The organism is Paracoccus sp. NSM (assembly GCF_052379855.1).
GTDB lineage: Bacteria > Pseudomonadota > Alphaproteobacteria > Rhodobacterales > Rhodobacteraceae > Paracoccus.
Genome location: NZ_JBQTCG010000003.1, coordinates 318028 through 332542, shown reverse-complemented (window position 1 = coordinate 332542; position 14515 = coordinate 318028). Strand labels below are relative to the sequence as shown.

General features: G+C 67.6%; 16 protein-coding genes and 2 tRNA genes. 13 read left to right on the top strand and 5 right to left on the bottom strand.

What is annotated here, in order from left to right:
• The first annotated feature begins 75 nt into the window (after nucleotides 1-75).
• The 5 genes from ACTZWU_RS07590 to ACTZWU_RS07570 all read left to right on the top strand — a co-directional run bounded on the left by ACTZWU_RS07590 (nucleotide 76) and on the right by ACTZWU_RS07570 (nucleotide 4321).
• Nucleotides 76-1506, top strand: a complete 1431-nt coding sequence (locus ACTZWU_RS07590) for a cobyric acid synthase (RefSeq protein ID WP_444736749.1) — start codon at nucleotides 76-78, stop codon at nucleotides 1504-1506.
• Nucleotides 1507-1613: 107 nt separating this feature from the next.
• Nucleotides 1614-2573: a 4-hydroxy-3-methylbut-2-enyl diphosphate reductase gene (ispH, locus tag ACTZWU_RS07585; RefSeq protein WP_444736879.1), complete on the top strand. Its 960-nt coding sequence runs from the start codon at nucleotides 1614-1616 to the stop codon at nucleotides 2571-2573.
• Between the two features lie 71 nt (nucleotides 2574-2644).
• Nucleotides 2645-3250 carry a glutathione S-transferase family protein gene (locus tag ACTZWU_RS07580; RefSeq protein ID WP_444736748.1) on the top strand — a complete coding sequence of 202 codons (606 nt, stop codon included), beginning with the start codon at nucleotides 2645-2647 and terminating at the stop codon, nucleotides 3248-3250.
• A complete protein-coding gene (gene rnhA, locus ACTZWU_RS07575; RefSeq protein WP_444736747.1) occupies nucleotides 3243-3692 on the top strand; it encodes a ribonuclease HI in 450 nt (149 codons plus the stop codon). Before ACTZWU_RS07580 ends, rnhA begins: the two co-directional genes overlap by 8 nt.
• On the top strand, nucleotides 3689-4321 hold the full coding sequence (locus ACTZWU_RS07570) for a trimeric intracellular cation channel family protein (protein WP_444736746.1): 633 nt from the start codon (nucleotides 3689-3691) through the stop codon (nucleotides 4319-4321). Before rnhA ends, ACTZWU_RS07570 begins: the two co-directional genes overlap by 4 nt.
• Here the strand turns inward: ACTZWU_RS07570 and ACTZWU_RS07565 are convergent.
• Nucleotides 4318-4716: a group III truncated hemoglobin gene (locus ACTZWU_RS07565; protein ID WP_304617296.1), complete on the bottom strand. Its 399-nt coding sequence runs from the start codon at nucleotides 4714-4716 to the stop codon at nucleotides 4318-4320. The genes ACTZWU_RS07570 and ACTZWU_RS07565 overlap by 4 nt on opposite strands.
• A 103-nt stretch (nucleotides 4717-4819) precedes the next feature.
• On the opposite strand from ACTZWU_RS07565, the gene queF reads away from it, so the two are divergent.
• Complete coding sequence (gene queF, locus ACTZWU_RS07560; protein ID WP_444736745.1) at nucleotides 4820-5281, top strand: preQ(1) synthase; 462 nt, start codon at nucleotides 4820-4822, stop codon at nucleotides 5279-5281.
• Here queF and ACTZWU_RS07555 read toward each other — a convergent pair.
• Nucleotides 5278-6111 carry a DUF6635 family protein gene (locus tag ACTZWU_RS07555; protein WP_444736744.1) on the bottom strand — a complete coding sequence of 278 codons (834 nt, stop codon included), beginning with the start codon at nucleotides 6109-6111 and terminating at the stop codon, nucleotides 5278-5280. The two genes, queF and ACTZWU_RS07555, sit on opposite strands and share 4 nt — an antisense overlap.
• A 183-nt stretch (nucleotides 6112-6294) precedes the next feature.
• On the opposite strand from ACTZWU_RS07555, the gene ileS reads away from it, so the two are divergent.
• The 3 genes from ileS to mgrA are packed head-to-tail and all read left to right on the top strand — an operon-like array spanning nucleotide 6295 to nucleotide 10557.
• Nucleotides 6295-9273, top strand: coding sequence for an isoleucine--tRNA ligase (ileS, locus tag ACTZWU_RS07550; RefSeq protein WP_444736743.1), 2979 nt, complete (start codon nucleotides 6295-6297; stop codon nucleotides 9271-9273).
• Complete coding sequence (locus ACTZWU_RS07545; RefSeq protein WP_444736742.1) at nucleotides 9270-9545, top strand: DUF3253 domain-containing protein; 276 nt, start codon at nucleotides 9270-9272, stop codon at nucleotides 9543-9545. The genes ileS and ACTZWU_RS07545 overlap by 4 nt, the downstream gene beginning before the upstream one ends.
• On the top strand, nucleotides 9514-10557 hold the full coding sequence (gene mgrA / locus ACTZWU_RS07540) for an L-glyceraldehyde 3-phosphate reductase (RefSeq protein WP_444736741.1): 1044 nt from the start codon (nucleotides 9514-9516) through the stop codon (nucleotides 10555-10557). The genes ACTZWU_RS07545 and mgrA overlap by 32 nt, the downstream gene beginning before the upstream one ends.
• On the opposite strand, the gene ACTZWU_RS07535 is transcribed toward mgrA, so the two are convergent.
• Nucleotides 10554-11549, bottom strand: a complete 996-nt coding sequence (locus tag ACTZWU_RS07535; protein ID WP_444736740.1) for a hypothetical protein — start codon at nucleotides 11547-11549, stop codon at nucleotides 10554-10556. The genes mgrA and ACTZWU_RS07535 overlap by 4 nt on opposite strands.
• Before the next feature lie 143 nt (nucleotides 11550-11692).
• A tRNA-Tyr gene (locus tag ACTZWU_RS07530) sits at nucleotides 11693-11776 on the bottom strand.
• Nucleotides 11777-11910: 134 nt separating this feature from the next.
• Here ACTZWU_RS07530 and rlmB point away from each other — a divergent pair.
• From rlmB to ACTZWU_RS07510, 4 genes are all read left to right on the top strand, one after another.
• Entirely contained in the window at nucleotides 11911-12711 is an 801-nt protein-coding gene (gene rlmB, locus ACTZWU_RS07525) for a 23S rRNA (guanosine(2251)-2'-O)-methyltransferase RlmB (protein WP_444736739.1), read from the top strand.
• An 88-nt stretch (nucleotides 12712-12799) separates the two neighbouring features.
• Nucleotides 12800-13222: a YHS domain-containing (seleno)protein gene (locus tag ACTZWU_RS07520; protein WP_444736738.1), complete on the top strand. Its 423-nt coding sequence runs from the start codon at nucleotides 12800-12802 to the stop codon at nucleotides 13220-13222.
• Nucleotides 13223-13433: 211 nt separating this feature from the next.
• A complete protein-coding gene (locus tag ACTZWU_RS07515; RefSeq protein WP_444736737.1) occupies nucleotides 13434-13865 on the top strand; it encodes a CoA-binding protein in 432 nt (143 codons plus the stop codon).
• Nucleotides 13866-13976: 111 nt separating this feature from the next.
• A tRNA-Trp gene (locus ACTZWU_RS07510) sits at nucleotides 13977-14052 on the top strand.
• Nucleotides 14053-14114: 62 nt separating this feature from the next.
• Here ACTZWU_RS07510 and ACTZWU_RS07505 read toward each other — a convergent pair.
• Nucleotides 14115-14489 carry a hypothetical protein gene (locus tag ACTZWU_RS07505; RefSeq protein ID WP_444736736.1) on the bottom strand — a complete coding sequence of 125 codons (375 nt, stop codon included), beginning with the start codon at nucleotides 14487-14489 and terminating at the stop codon, nucleotides 14115-14117.
• Nucleotides 14490-14515 lie beyond the last annotated feature (26 nt).

Here is a 14515-nt window from a genome sequence, read left to right as displayed (position 1 = left end):
TTTGCGGACGCGCCTATCTAGTCACCTGTCGGGGTGATGGCAAGCAAGACTGTCCCGACACCGCCGGGGGGTGACATGACGGCATTGATGATCCAGGGCACCGGCTCGAATGTCGGCAAGTCGCTGCTGGTCGCAGGCCTCTGCCGCGCGGCCCGGCGGCGCGGCATCAGGGTCGCGCCCTTCAAGCCGCAGAACATGTCGAACAACGCGGCCGTGACCCCCGACGGGGCCGAGATCGGTCGCGCGCAGGCCCTTCAGGCGCTGGCCTCGGGGATCGACCCGCAGGCCGACATGAACCCCGTCCTCTTGAAACCCGAGACCGATCGCGGCGCGCAGGTGATCCTGCAAGGCCGCGCCATCGCCCGCGCCGAGGCGCGCGATTACCAGACCCTGAAGCCGCGCCTGCTGGCGGGCGTGCTGGACAGTTTCGCCCGCCTGTCCGCCGCGCACGATCTTGTCATCGTCGAGGGCGCGGGCAGCCCGGCCGAGGTGAATCTGCGCCCCCGCGACATCGCCAATATGGGATTCGCCCGCGCCGCCGGCGTGCCGGTCGTGCTGGCGGGCGATATCGACCGGGGCGGCGTGATCGCCCAGATCGTCGGCACGCAGGCCGTGATCGACCCCCAGGACGCCGCCATGATCCGCGGCTTCCTGATCAACAAGTTCCGCGGCGATCCCAGCCTTTTCGATGACGGCTACCGGATGATCGAGGCGCGCACCGGCTGGCCCGGCTTTGGCGTTCTGCCGTGGTTTCCGGGCGCCCACCGCCTGCCCGCCGAGGATGCGATGGACCTGCGCGGCGGGCGCGGGGATGGCCTGCATGTCGTCTGCCTGACCCTGTCGCGCATCGCCAATTTCGACGATCTGGACCCTCTGGCGGCGGAACCGGGCCTGCGTCTGACCATGCTGCCGCCGGGCCGGGCGATCCCCGGCGATGCCGATCTGGTGATCCTGCCCGGCACGAAATCGACGCTTGGCGATCTGGCCTTTCTGCGCGCGCAGGGCTGGGACATCGACCTTGCCGCCCATCACCGGCGCGGCGGGCATGTGCTGGGCATCTGCGGCGGCTATCAGATGCTGGGCCGCCTGATCGACGACCCCTCGGGCGCGGACGGGCAGGCGGGGCGGGTCGAGGGCTTGGGCCTTCTGGACGTCACCACCCTGATGGCGCCCGACAAGCGCGTGACGCGGGCAGAGGGCAGGGCGCTTGGCCAGCCCGTCTCGGGCTACGAGATCCATATGGGCCGCACCTCTGGCCCCGATTGCGCGCGCCCCTTCGCCCATATCCCCGACCCCGATGGCGCGATCAGCCCCGACGGGCGGGTGATGGGCAGCTATCTGCACGGGCTTTTTTCGGATGACGGGTTCCGGGCGGCCTTTCTGGCGCGTCTGGGCGCGCCCTCGCAGCCGGGCTATGGCGCGGCGGTCGAGGCCGCGCTGGACGATCTGGCCGACCATCTCGAGGCGCATCTGGACGTTCCCGGCCTGCTGGCCGTTGCGCGCTGATCGTTAACGCGGCGCGCGTTGTCGGTGCACGTCCTGTGTACGCGCTGTGCACGGTTTGTGACCTTGTGGTGCTGGACGAAACCGGGCGGGCGCGCTACCTGATGAGCATGGAACACGCAAAGCCGCCCCTGATGCTTTACCTCGCCGCGCCGCGCGGCTTCTGCGCGGGCGTGGACCGCGCGATCAAGATCGTCGAGATGGCGCTTCAGAAATGGGGCGCCCCGGTCTATGTCCGCCACGAGATCGTCCACAACAAGTTCGTGGTCGATCAGCTTCGCGAACAAGGCGCTGTTTTCGTTGAGGAACTTGACGAATGCCCCGATGACCGGCCGGTGATCTTCTCGGCTCATGGCGTGCCGAAGGCGGTGCCGGCCGAGGCGCAGCGCCGCCAGATGGTCTATGTGGACGCGACCTGTCCGCTGGTCAGCAAGGTTCATATCGAGGCCGAGCGTCATCACGCGGCCGGTTTGCAGATGGTGATGATCGGCCATCAGGGCCACCCGGAAGTCATTGGAACCATGGGACAATTGCCCGAGGGCGAGGTGATCCTCGTCGAGGATGTCGGCGATGTCGCCCGCATCGCGGTGCGCGACCCCGAGCGTCTGGCCTTCATCACCCAGACCACGCTGTCGGTCGATGATACCGCCGCCGTGGTCGAGGCCCTTCAGGCGCGCTTTCCCGCCATCGTGGGCCCGGCGAAAGAGGATATCTGCTACGCCACCACCAACCGTCAGGCGGCCGTCAAGGCGGTGGCGCCCCGCATTGACGCGCTGCTGGTGATCGGGGCCGAAAACTCCAGCAATTCGAAGCGTCTGGTCGAGGTCGGACGGGCCGCGGGTTGCGGTTATGCGCAACTGGTGATGCGCGCCGCCGATATCGACTGGCGCGCGCTGGAGGGGATCTCGGCCGTTGGGGTGACGGCGGGGGCCAGCGCGCCCGAGGTGTTGATCAATGAGGTGATCGACGCCTTCCGCGACCGCTACGATGCGACGGTCGAGATCGTCGAGACCGCCATCGAGCGCGTCGAGTTCAAGGTGCCGCGCGTGCTGCGCGAACCCGCGGCCTGAGGGCTGGGCAGAGAGCGCCGGGGCTCTGCCCCGGGCCCCGGGATATTTTCGTGAAGAAGAAGGGGTTTCCGATGAGACTCTATTCCATGCCGTCCTCCGGGAACAGTTATAAGGTGCGGCTGCTGCTTGCCTTGCTGGACTGTGATTGTGAGATGATCGACGTCGAGTATGGCAGCACGGCGCTGGAGGCGGCTCAGCGGGACGGGCGGCTGCCCTTTGGCAAGGCGCCGGTGCTGGAGCTGCCGGGCGGGCGGCTTTTGCCGGAATCGAACGCGATCCTGTGCTGGCTGGGCGAGGGGACGCGGTTCTGGCCTGCCGATGCCGTCGCACGGGCCGAGATGCTGTCATGGATGTTCTGGGAGCAGAACCAGCATGAGGGTGTGATCGCCGTGCGGGCCGCGCTGGCCTGTTATCCGCATCGGGCCGCCGATGCCACGCCCGAGCGGATGGCCGCACTGCTGGAGGCGGGGCATCGGCTGCTGGGTCTTATGGACGCGCATCTGGCGGGGCGGGACTGGCTGGTGGGCGATGCGGTCAGCCTGGCCGATATCTGTCTTTATGCCTATACCCACACGGCGGGCAGCCGGGGCGGGTTCGAGATGGGGCGTTTCCCCGCCGTGACGGCCTGGCTGTCGCGCGTTGCCGCGCTGCCGGGATATGTGGGGCTGGATGGCTGAGCTTTACGCATGGACCGACGGGGCCTGCAGCGGCAATCCCGGCCCCGGTGGCTGGGGCGTGCTGATGCGCGCGCTGGAGGGCGAGACCGTCCTGAAGGAGCGCGAGTTGCAGGGTGGCGAGGCTGCCACCACCAATAACCGCATGGAGCTGATGGCCGCGATCAGTGCGCTGGAGGCTTTGACCCGGCCCAGCACCATCGTCATCGTGACCGACAGCAATTACGTCAAGAACGGCGTCACCCAGTGGATTCATGGCTGGAAGCGCAACGGTTGGAAGACGGCCGACCGCAAGCCCGTGAAGAATGTCGAGCTTTGGCAGAGGCTTGATGCGGCGCAGGCCGCGCACAAGGTCGAATGGCGCTGGATCAAGGGCCATGCCGGCCACGCCGAGAACGAGCGCGCCGATGAGTTGGCGCGCGCCGGGATGGCGCCGTTCAAATGACGCTGGCGGCGCTGGTCATCGTCCTCGATTACGGCTCGGTGCTGATCTTCGCACTGACCGGGGCGCTGGTCGCCAGCCGGGCGCAGCTGGACCCGGTGGGCTTTGTCTTCATGGCCTCGCTGACGGCGGTGGGGGGCGGCACGCTGCGTGACCTGATCCTGAACCGCGAGGCGGTGTTCTGGGTCGCCGATCCGTCCTATGTGCTGCTGGCGGCGGGGGCGGCTCTGGTCGTCTTCTGGACCGCGCATCTGCTGGAAAGCCGCCAGCGCTGGCTGGTCTGGCTGGACAGCGTCGCGCTGGCCGTGGCGGTCGCCGCAGGGGCGGGCGTCGCGATGGAGATGGGATCGCCGCCGATGATCGTGGTCATCATGGGTATCGCCACCGGCACGTTCGGCGGGCTGATGCGCGATGTCGTCGGCAACGAGGTGCCGCTGGTCTTCAAGCAGGGCGAGCTTTACCTGACCGCGGCCTTCGGTGGCGCAGTGGCGGCGGTCATGCTGGACTGGCTGGGCATCGCGCGGGCCGAGGCGCTGATCGCCGGGGCGGTCGTGGTCTGGGTGCTGCGGGCGGGCAGTCTGGCCTTTGGCTGGAAGCTGCCGCTTTACAAGCCGCGCCCCCCGCGGCGCTAGCGCAGCACGGGCGGCCCTGCGCGGCCTGCGTCGATATTCTGGACCCCGGCGCGCAGCCCCTGGCCGATGCGATGGGCCAGTTGCGACCAGGCGCGCGCCGACCAGGGGGGCAGGGTGCGGCGCAAGGCCTCGTCGAACAGCGCCAGCCAGATCTCGAAATGCTCGGGGCGGACATTGCCCGCCGACAGATGCGCGCGCATCGGGCTGCCGTTATAGCCCGCCTTGTGCAGGATCGCGCCCTTCCAGAAGGCGGCGATGCGGTCCTCATGCGCGGGCCAGTCGCCGACATGTTCGGCAAAGACGGGGCCCAGCACCTCGTGCCGGCGCACGGCGGCGTAGAAGACGGCGACCACTCGGGCGATCTCGGGTTCGGTGATGTCAAAGCGCGGGGTCATTTGCCGCATCTGGGCGAGGCGCGGCCCGGTTGCAAGGGGGAACGCGCGGGCTTATGCGGGCTGGACCCGGTCGCAGCCCACCCGGACAAAACAGGAGCATCCGATGGCCCATTACACCGACGCGCTGACCCAGCTTGGCGCCAATACCACCCTGCCGCAATCGCCCGAAGAGGCCGTGCTGGAGCGTGTGCCGAACCCTCAGGCGGGGACGACCTATGTCGTGCGGTTCACCCAGCCTGAATTCACCAGCCTGTGTCCGCTGACCGGCCAGCCCGATTTCGCGCATCTGGTCATCGACTACGTGCCGCGCGACTGGCTGGTGGAATCGAAGTCGCTCAAGCTGTTTCTGGGCAGTTTCCGCAATCACGGCGCCTTTCACGAGGATTGCACGGTGGGGATCGGGCGCCGCATCGCAGACCTGCTGGATCCTGAATGGCTGCGGATTGGCGGCTATTGGTATCCGCGCGGCGGCATGCCGATCGACGTGTTCTGGCAGACGGGTCCGGTGCCTGCGGGTGTCTGGCTGCCGGATCAGGGCGTGCCGAACTATCGCGGGCGGGGCTAGCCCCGCCAGGATCGCAGCGCCAGCAGGCCCGCGTCGATCAGATCGCCCAAGCGCGCCAGCAGATGTTCGGGGGCCGGGGCGTCATCCTCCTGCGCGCGGTCCAGTCGCGCCAGCATCCGCGACAGGCGGCGGTGGTGGAGGCCGGTCCATGCCTGCACCGGGTCCGCGACCAGCCCCGCGAAGGTGGTGACCAGCGAGCCGGCCACGGCCAGCATCACCCCGGTCGCGATGACGTATAGCGGTGACAGTTCGACCGGAAAGGCCCAGTACCAGGCCCGGCCCAGGGTGTCGCCCAGGGCAAAGTCGCGCACCGCCGCGCCATGGGCACGCAGTTCGGCGAACGGCCCGGCGAGGGAAATCAGCCCCGGTGTCGCGCGCTGGAAGAGCAGGATGCCGGTTGCCAGCACGATCAGCGATGTGGTGATCTCGGCCACGGCGTTGCGGGTCTCGACATGGGTGCGGATGGCGCGGGCGATGCGGTCGGGCGAGGCGTCTGGCGCCAGGCCCTGCGCCCGCAGATCGGCCATCAGCGCTGTCAGGTCGGCCGCGATCACCCGCGACATGTCAGACAGCAGGAACACCCGCCGCCCGCGCAGCCAGGCCCCGGCACGCCGCGCGCCAAGCCGCCCGAAGGCCCAGCCCAGCCCCTGCAGGATCAGCGCCACCGGCGCCAGCATCACGTTCAGCGGCGCGCGCAACAGGTCCGCGCCAAGCGCGTGCCGATGCAGCGCCAGCGTGCCCCTCGGCCCGTATCGGCGCGCGACGAAGCGGCGCAGCGCGGCCTCGCGTCGTGTGGTGGGGGTGGAAAGGGGGGCGGGGCGCTGGTCCATGGCGCCCAGTCTAGCGGCGCGCCCGGGACCGCGCCAGCTTCGCCGCTTGCAGCCATGGGCGGCGGTTCCTATAGAGAGCGGATGGATTTTGCGGCGTTCGGATCTCGAATTAGCAGCCCGGCGGTGTGACGTTTCATACCGCCGGGTCAGCCTTGTCCGAACCTCTCTTGAAGGAACGCCCCGATGGCCGACGCCACGACGCCCACCGCCCCCGATTACCGCGACACCGTCTTTCTGCCCCAGACCGATTTTCCCATGCGCGCGGGCCTGCCGCAGCGCGAGCCCGAATGGCTGGAGCGGTGGGCGCGGATCGGGGTCTATGACCGCCTGCGCTCGACCGCGTCGGGGCGCACGCCCTTCGTGCTGCATGACGGTCCTCCTTATGCGAACGGGCATCTGCATATCGGCCACGCGCTGAACAAGACGATCAAGGACATCGTGGTGCGATCGCATCAGATGATGGGCTTCGATGCGCGCTACGTCCCGGGCTGGGACTGCCACGGCCTGCCGATCGAATGGAAGATCGAGGAGAAATACCGCAAGGAAGGCCGCGACAAGGACGCGGTCGATCTGGTCGAGTTCCGCCAGGAATGCCGCCGCTTTGCCGATGAATGGGTCGACATCCAGCGCGACGAGTTCAAGCGCCTTGGCGTCACCGGGGCCTGGGACCGGCCCTATCTGACGATGGACTATCACGCCGAGGCGGTGATTGCCGCCGAGTTCATGAAGCTTGTGATGAACGGCTCGCTCTATCAGGGGTCCAAGCCCGTGATGTGGTCGCCCGTGGAAAAGACCGCCCTGGCCGAGGCCGAGGTCGAGTATCACGACCATACCAGCCACACGATCTGGGTGCGGTTTGCTGTGTTGAACATCGGCAGTATTCCAACGCGTGCCGACGCGCTCAAGGAACGGGAACAAACAGGCCAGTTCCCGGCCGGTCCAAACTTCAAGCTCGATGGCGCCAAGGTCGTCATCTGGACCACCACCCCTTGGACAATTCCTCAGAACCGTGCGGTCGCATTCAACCCGGCCATTGCCTATGGCCTCTATGAGGTGGGTGCGGTGGCTGAGGGTTCGACCGCCGTGGCGGGCGAGCGTCTGGTTCTGGCCGATGCGCTGGCAGCGGGCGTGATGACGCAGGCCAAGGTCACCGAATTCGCGCGGGTCGCGGACGTGACCGCCGACGATCTGGACGGGTTGGTCCTGGCCCACCCCCTGCGCGGGGTCGAGGGCGGTGCTGGCGAGTGGGACTATGACGTCCCCATGCTGCCCGGCGATCATGTGACCGACGAGGCGGGGACGGGTTTTGTCCACACCGCGCCCAGCCATGGCGACGACGATTATCAGCTGGGCCTGCGCTTCAAGCTGCCGATGACCTATAATGTCGAACCGGATGGCAGCTATCGCAAGGACCTGCCGATCTTCGGCGGTCAGGCGATCATCGCGCCGGACGGCAAGGACGGTCCGGCCAATGTCAGCGTCATCAAGCAGCTGGCCTGGGCCGGCGCTCTGCTGGCCAAGGGCAAGATCAAGCACTCCTATCCCCACAGCTGGCGGTCCAAGGCGCCGCTGATCTATCGCAACACGCCGCAATGGTTCGCGGCTATCGACAAGCCGCTGGATGACGGCATGGGCCAGCACGGCGACACGATCCGCACGCGGGCGCTGAACAGTATCGACAAATTGGTGAAATGGTGGCCCCAGACCGGGCGCAACCGCATCCATTCTATGGTCGAGAACCGCCCCGATTGGGTCCTGTCGCGCCAGCGCGCCTGGGGCGTGCCGCTGACCTGCTTCGTCAAGAAGGGGGCCAAGCCCACGGATGACGACTTCCTGCTGCGCGACGCGCGCCTGAACGACCGCATTATCGCGGCCTTCGAGGCGGATGGCGCGGATGTCTGGTACAGCGCGGGCTTCAAGGCGCGGATGCTGGAGGGGATCGCGGACCCCGAGGCCTATGAGCAGGTCATGGACGTGCTGGACGTGTGGTTCGACAGCGGTTCGACCCATGCCTTCGTGCTGCGCGACCGCGAGGATGGCGCGCCGGACGGCATCGCCGATGTCTACCTGGAGGGCACCGACCAGCATCGCGGCTGGTTCCAGTCCTCGCTGCTGCAGGCCAGCGCGACCAAGGGCCGCGCGCCCTATCGCAACGTGCTGACGCATGGCTTCACACTGGACGAGAAGGGCATGAAGATGTCCAAATCGCTTGGCAATACCATCGTCCCGGCCGAGGTGATCAAGCAATACGGCGCCGACATCCTGCGCCTCTGGGTGGCGCAGGCCGATTACAGCGCCGACCAGCGCATCGGCCCCGAGATCCTCAAGGGCACCGCCGACAGCTATCGCCGCTTGCGCAACACGCTGCGGTTCCTCTTGGGGTCGCTGGCCGGGTTCGACGAGGCAGAGCGGATCGATCCCGCCCAGATGCCCGAACTTGAGCAATGGGTCCTGCACCGTCTGGCGCAGCTGGATCATCAGGTCCGCAAGGGTTACGCGGCCTTCGATTTCCAGGGCGTGTTCCAGACCCTGTTCCAGTTCTGCACGGTCGATCTGTCGGCCTTCTACTTCGATGTGCGCAAGGACGCGCTCTATTGCGATGGGGCCGACAGCGTGCGGCGGCGGGCGTCGCGGACGGTGCTGGACCTTCTGTTCCATCGCCTCGTGACATGGCTGGCGCCGATCCTGCCCTTCACGATGGAGGATGTGTGGCTGTCGCGATTCCCGTCCGACGATGACAGCGTGCATCTGCATGACTTCGCGGCCACCCCCGCCGATTGGCTGAATGAGCCGCTGGCCGCGAAATGGGACCATGTGCGCCGCGCCCGCCGCGTGGTGACCGCCGCGCTGGAGGTCAAGCGGACCGACAAGACCATCGGCGCCAGCCTCGAGGCCGCGCCGGTCGTCCATGTCGAGGATGCGGATATGCTTGCCGCGCTGAAATCGGTGGCCTTCGCGGATGTCTGCATCACCTCGGATCTGGTCCTGACCGCCGATCCGGCCCCGGCCGAGGCCTTCCGCATGGCCGAGGCCCCCGGCATCGGCGTCGTCTTCGAAACCGCAGAGGGCGAGAAATGCCAGCGCTGCTGGAAGATCCTGCCCGATGTGGGCAGCCACAAGCACCCCGGCACCTGCGCGCGCTGCGACAGCGTCCTGGGATGAATGACGACGACCTGCGCGAGGCCATCCTTGCGCGGGTCGCCCGGTTGCGCCCCGGCACGACCTGCTGCCCGAGCGAGGTCGCCCGCGCCCTTGCCGCTGATTGGCGCCCGCTGATGGAGCCGCTGCGCCGTGTCGCATTGGAACTTGCCGCCGAGGGGCGCATTGCCGTCATGCAAAAGGGCCGACCGGCCGGACCCGACCCACGCGGTCCGATCCGGCTGGCGCCCGCACAGGAGGATAGTGATGTATCGCCCCGACCCCGCCCGCTATGACCGCATGGAGTACCGCCGCTGCGGGCGTTCCGGCCTGAAGCTGCCCGCGATCAGCCTGGGCCTGTGGCACAATTTCGGCCATGACACGCCGCATCAGACCAAGCGTGACATCTGCCGCACGGCCTTCGATCTGGGCATCACGCATTTCGATCTGGCCAACAATTACGGACCGCCCCCCGGCAGCGCCGAGGAAGCCTTTGGCGAGATCCTGCGCACCGATTTCCACGGCCTGCGCGACGAACTGATCATCAGCTCGAAGGCCGGTTACGACATGTGGCCGGGGCCCTACGGAAACTGGGGCAGCCGCAAATACCTGATCGCATCCTGCGACCAATCGCTGCGGCGGATGGGCGTCGATTACGTGGACATCTTCTATTCCCACCGCTTCGACCCCGAGACGCCGCTTGAGGAAACGATGGGCGCGCTGGACCAGATCGTGCGGTCGGGCCGGGCGCTCTATGCCGGGATCAGCAGCTACAACAGCGCGCGGACGCGGCAGGCGGCGACGATCCTGCGCGATCTGGGCACGCCCTGCGTGATCCACCAGCCCAGTTACAACATGCTGAACCGTTGGGTGGAAAACGACGGGCTGCTGGATACGCTGGAGGATGAGGGGATCGGCAGCATCGTCTTCACGCCCTTGGCGCAGGGGATGCTGACGGGAAAATATCTGGGCGGCATCCCGCAGGACAGCCGCGCCGCGCAGGGCAAGTCGCTGTCACCAGACTGGCTGAGCGATGACATGATCGGGCGCCTGAACGGGTTGAACGATCTGGCGGCCTCGCGCGGGCAGACGCTGGCGCAGATGGCCGTGGCCTGGGTGCTGCGGGGCGGACGCGTCACCAGCGCGTTGATCGGCGCATCGCGGGCCGAGCAGGTGCGCGATTGCGTGGGTGCGCTGGACCGGCGCGACTTCAGCCCCGAGGAACTGGCCCGGATCGACGAACTGACCGCCAGGGGCGACGTGAATATCTGGGCGCAATCCTCGGAAGGGGCGGGCGAGGCGGGCTAGACCAGCCACCACCCCTTGGCGCGGATCTGGTTGCGGATCGCGCGTTCCTGGCGCGGAAGAGGCCGCCCCTCGAACAGGGGGCGGACCTTTTCACGGCCCTTCTGCTGATAGATCAGCTTGCGGGCGGGTTCCCATTCGCGCAGGTGGCGGCGGATCGCCTTGTCGGCCACCGCGTCCTCGAGATGGGCGATCTGCGCCTCGGTACCAAGCGCATAGAGCAGCGGCAGCTTGCGGTAGTGGAACGTGACGTCGCCATCCAGCCCGGCCAGATCGGCGCCCGGCCTGCCGCCGCCAAAGCTGTGGATCACCAGCGGCAGCACGACCTGATCCAGCCAGGGGTCCATCACCTGACAGGCCAGTTCGTCATGCGGATCGTCGCGCAGCGTGCGCGCCCAGTCCAGATAGCGGCGCCCGAACTCGACCGGGTCCTTGCCCAGAAACCAGCCGGCGTTGAAATAGAGATAGCGTTCCCAATGCTCGTCCGGCTGGTCCAGATCGAGGCTGGAATCGAAATCCAGCCCGAAGCGGTCATAGAGCGATTTCCAGATCGCGCCGTAGCCCGGCCCGTAAAGCGGGGGTTGCGGCCAGGTCCCCTCGCGCCGCATCGAGGCCGAGGGTCGCGCGAAATTCGCCGCGATCCCATCCAGCGGGCCGGTGATCAGCGTGTCGGTGTCCAGAAACAAGAACGGCTCGTCCGGGGGCAAGAGCGGCAGGGCCTCGATCTTGTTACCCTGCGGATAGGCCGCGCCGAAGGTGGTCGCGGTGAAGGGCAGGATCTCGGCGCCGAGGTCCGTCAGGATCGCGCGGCCGGCATCCGACAGGGTCGTGTCATGGCCCGCCCAGGCACCTTCGGGGCGTGGTTCGGCCAAAATCGCGCGGCCTCGCCAATCCGGCGAGGACCGGCGCAGGCTGGCCATGAGGATGATCGCCTCGAACTCAAGCCGCCCCGACTGGGCGATGGCCAGAATGTTCGCGTGACCTGACTGGTTCATGGGCGGCAACTCAAGGACTGGTGACATCGGGGTGCAGGATAGGGCGAGCGCCCCTGACACGAAAGCCCCAGAACGCGGAATGCCCGTAAAATCAGCGGCAATCGCGCCGAGATATCAATGATTTCCTGGGGCAGAAGGGGAAGTGGTGGGCGACCCTGGAATCGAACCAGGCATGGGTCTCCCCGGCGGAGTTACAGTCCGCTGCCGCACCTTGCAGCACGTCGCCCGCCGAACGCTTTCGGCATGGGGCGGTGATTAGCGGCCCGCGCCGGGGGCGTCAAGCGCATTTCCGGTGCCTGTCTCGGGGGGTTGCGCGAAATCCGCCTGCGGCGCATTCAGGCAATGACAAAGGAGCGCCGCGATGAACGACAAGACCCGCAAGAGCCAGAAGCCCTCTTGGGTGATCGACAAGGAACGCGCCCGCCGTGCCGCCGCGGCCGAGACGGTCTGGCTGTTCGGCCTGCATGCGGTGCGCGACGCGCTGGCCAATCCCGCGCGCCAGAAGCTGCGGCTGGTCGTGACAGCCAATGCGCTGGCCCGGCTGGGCGATCTGCACGGCATGACGCCCGAGGTGACCGATGCGCGCGTCTTCGACAAGGCCGTGCCGCTGGCGCCCGAAAGCGTCCATCAGGGCGCCGCGCTAGAGGTCAAGCCGCTGCACTGGGGCAGCCTGTCCGAGGTCGCGCTGCGGCAGGCGCCGGGCGAATCGCGTCCGCTGCTGGTCGCGCTGGACCGCGTGACCGACCCGCACAACATCGGCGCGATCCTGCGCTCGGCCGAGGTGTTCGGCGCCCGCGCCGTCATCGCCCCCGCCCGCCATTCCGCGCCCGAGACCGGGGCGCTGGCCAAGACCGCCTCGGGGGCGCTGGAACGCCAGCCCTATCTGCGCGTCCCGAACCTGGCCGAGGCGCTTGTGCAGCTGAAGAACATGGGCTTCATCCTGATCGGCCTGGACGGCACGGGCGACGTGCTGCTGCCCGATCTGCTGGAAACCCTGCCTGGCCGCGCGCTGTGTCTGGTGATGGGCGCCGAGGGGCCCGGCATGCGCGAGCTGACCACCAAGACCTGCGACCACATCGCCAGGATTCCCTTTGCCGCCGATTTCGGATCGCTGAACGTCAGCAACGCGGCGGCTGTCGCGCTGTATGCGGCGGGGCGCTAGGGCGTTGCGCGGGCATCACAACGCTGCGACATGGCGAACCGATCCGTTGAGATTCGCGGGCCGTCCTGCCAAATGAGGGTCAGCCACCATGACCCGAGCCCCGATGCCCAAGCTGATTCCCCTTGCCCTGTCCGGCATCCTGCTGGCTGGCCCGGCCCTCTCGCAGAACTGGGCCCTTGGCGGGCATGATCCGGTCGGCACCGTGCAGGCGGGGCAGGCCGTTCCCGGTCGCAGCGACATCGCGACCATGTGGAAAGGCGAGTTGTGGCATTTCGCTTCGGAAGAGAACCGCGCCCGGTTCGAGGCCGATCCCCGCGCCTTTGCCCCCGCGCTGGACGGCTACTGCCCCGTGGCCCTGTCCGAGGGTCGCCGCGAACGTGGTGATCCGCGCCACTTCGCGGTGATTGGCGGCAACCTCTATCTGCTGGGCTCGACCTCGGCCGAGCGTCGGCTGCGCGAGGCCCCGGCCGAGATCATCGCCCGCGCCCGCGCGGCATGGGGCGGAAACTGATCGTCGCATCGATTCGCGTCACCTTTTTGTGAGGCTGCTGGAACATTTCGGGGGTGATGCACATTTACATCTCAGGGCATGACCTCGGAACGGTCATGTCCGGATCACTGTCCCTCGTTCCGCACTTGCGCCCGGCCAGATTCTGGACCGGGCGCTTTTTCTGTGGCAGCGTTGGCACAACCTTCGGATGTAGGGTGTGGGAGGAAACTGCATGGATCTGTCGATGACCGAGGACGAAGATATCGCCCGCATCGCCCGCGAGGTCCGGGTGATCGCAATGGTGGGGCTTTCGCCCAACGAGGACCGGCCCAGCTGGGGCGTCGCCCGGTTCCTTCAGGCGCAGGGTTACCGCGTCATCCCCGTCAACCCCGGTCATGCCGGCGGCGTCATTCTGGGCGAGACTGTCTATCCGTCGCTGGCCGCGATTCCCGCCGATGCCGGTGTGCAGATGGTGGATGTCTTCCGCCGCTCGGAAGCGGTGTCGGCCATCGTGGACGACGCCTTGGCCCATCTGCCCGACCTGTCGGTGATCTGGACCCAGCTTGGCGTGCGCGATGACGCGGCCGCCGACCGCGCCCGGCGCGCAGGCGTGACCGTCGTGCAGGATCGCTGCCCCAAGATCGAGTTTCCGCGACACGACTGAGCGACGCCCGGCGGGGCAGGGCGCCTGCGATGCGGCACCCGGCGATACCGGGAGCCGCTTCGGTTATCCGCTTGACGCCGCTGCGGCGAGCTTCTAATCAGACGCGACCGCAGGGGTATAGCTCAGTTGGTAGAGCATCGGTCTCCAAAACCGAGGGTCGTGGGTTCGAGTCCCCCTGCCCCTGCCAGGTCCTTCCAAGCACCGCTCGTCTTGGCGCACCGCGATCTTGCGGCGCCTGTGGGCCATGGCTCAGCCAAGCGCGATTCCGCAATTCTTGCTGCGATTGACGGCCTCGATCGCCTGCATCTCGCCCTTGAGGCGCGCGACATCCGCCGCCTGTGCGCCATCGCCCCGGATCATGAACAGCGCCGGCCAGAACAGGACTGCGCCGACCCCGACCGCGACCGCATCGTTGCTGGCGCGCTTGTCCTGTGCGCTGAACGCGGCCCTCGCGCGGGCCGATGTCGCCTGGGCCTCGGCCGCGAGCTGCTGACAATTCATCGATTGAAACTGGGTGGGCGAGACATAGGCCGCCCCGATGTCGTCCGACTTGTCGGCACAGGCCGAGAGCGTCATGGCAAGCGCCGAGGCAAGGCCGATCCCGAAATGGCTTCGTTTCATCATGCAACTGGTTCCTTGTGTTGATGCAA

Bases quoted from the DNA above. Each gene is read 5' to 3' on its own strand.
- ACTZWU_RS07590 (WP_444736749.1), top strand. From the start codon at position 76: ATGACGGCATTGATGATCCAGGGCACCGGCTCGAATGTCGGCAAGTCG.
- ispH (WP_444736879.1), top strand. From the start codon at position 1,614: ATGGAACACGCAAAGCCGCCCCTGATGCTTTACCTCGCCGCGCCGCGC.
- ACTZWU_RS07580 (WP_444736748.1), top strand. From the start codon at position 2,645: ATGAGACTCTATTCCATGCCGTCCTCCGGGAACAGTTATAAGGTGCGG.
- rnhA (WP_444736747.1), top strand. From the start codon at position 3,243: ATGGCTGAGCTTTACGCATGGACCGACGGGGCCTGCAGCGGCAATCCC.
- ACTZWU_RS07570 (WP_444736746.1), top strand. From the start codon at position 3,689: ATGACGCTGGCGGCGCTGGTCATCGTCCTCGATTACGGCTCGGTGCTG.
- ACTZWU_RS07565 (WP_304617296.1), bottom strand. From the start codon at position 4,716: ATGACCCCGCGCTTTGACATCACCGAACCCGAGATCGCCCGAGTGGTC.
- queF (WP_444736745.1), top strand. From the start codon at position 4,820: ATGGCCCATTACACCGACGCGCTGACCCAGCTTGGCGCCAATACCACC.
- ACTZWU_RS07555 (WP_444736744.1), bottom strand. From the start codon at position 6,111: ATGGACCAGCGCCCCGCCCCCCTTTCCACCCCCACCACACGACGCGAG.
- ileS (WP_444736743.1), top strand. From the start codon at position 6,295: ATGGCCGACGCCACGACGCCCACCGCCCCCGATTACCGCGACACCGTC.
- ACTZWU_RS07545 (WP_444736742.1), top strand. From the start codon at position 9,270: ATGAATGACGACGACCTGCGCGAGGCCATCCTTGCGCGGGTCGCCCGG.
- ACTZWU_RS07535 (WP_444736740.1), bottom strand. From the start codon at position 11,549: ATGAACCAGTCAGGTCACGCGAACATTCTGGCCATCGCCCAGTCGGGG.
- rlmB (WP_444736739.1), top strand. From the start codon at position 11,911: ATGAACGACAAGACCCGCAAGAGCCAGAAGCCCTCTTGGGTGATCGAC.
- ACTZWU_RS07520 (WP_444736738.1), top strand. From the start codon at position 12,800: ATGACCCGAGCCCCGATGCCCAAGCTGATTCCCCTTGCCCTGTCCGGC.
- ACTZWU_RS07515 (WP_444736737.1), top strand. From the start codon at position 13,434: ATGGATCTGTCGATGACCGAGGACGAAGATATCGCCCGCATCGCCCGC.
- ACTZWU_RS07505 (WP_444736736.1), bottom strand. From the start codon at position 14,489: ATGATGAAACGAAGCCATTTCGGGATCGGCCTTGCCTCGGCGCTTGCC.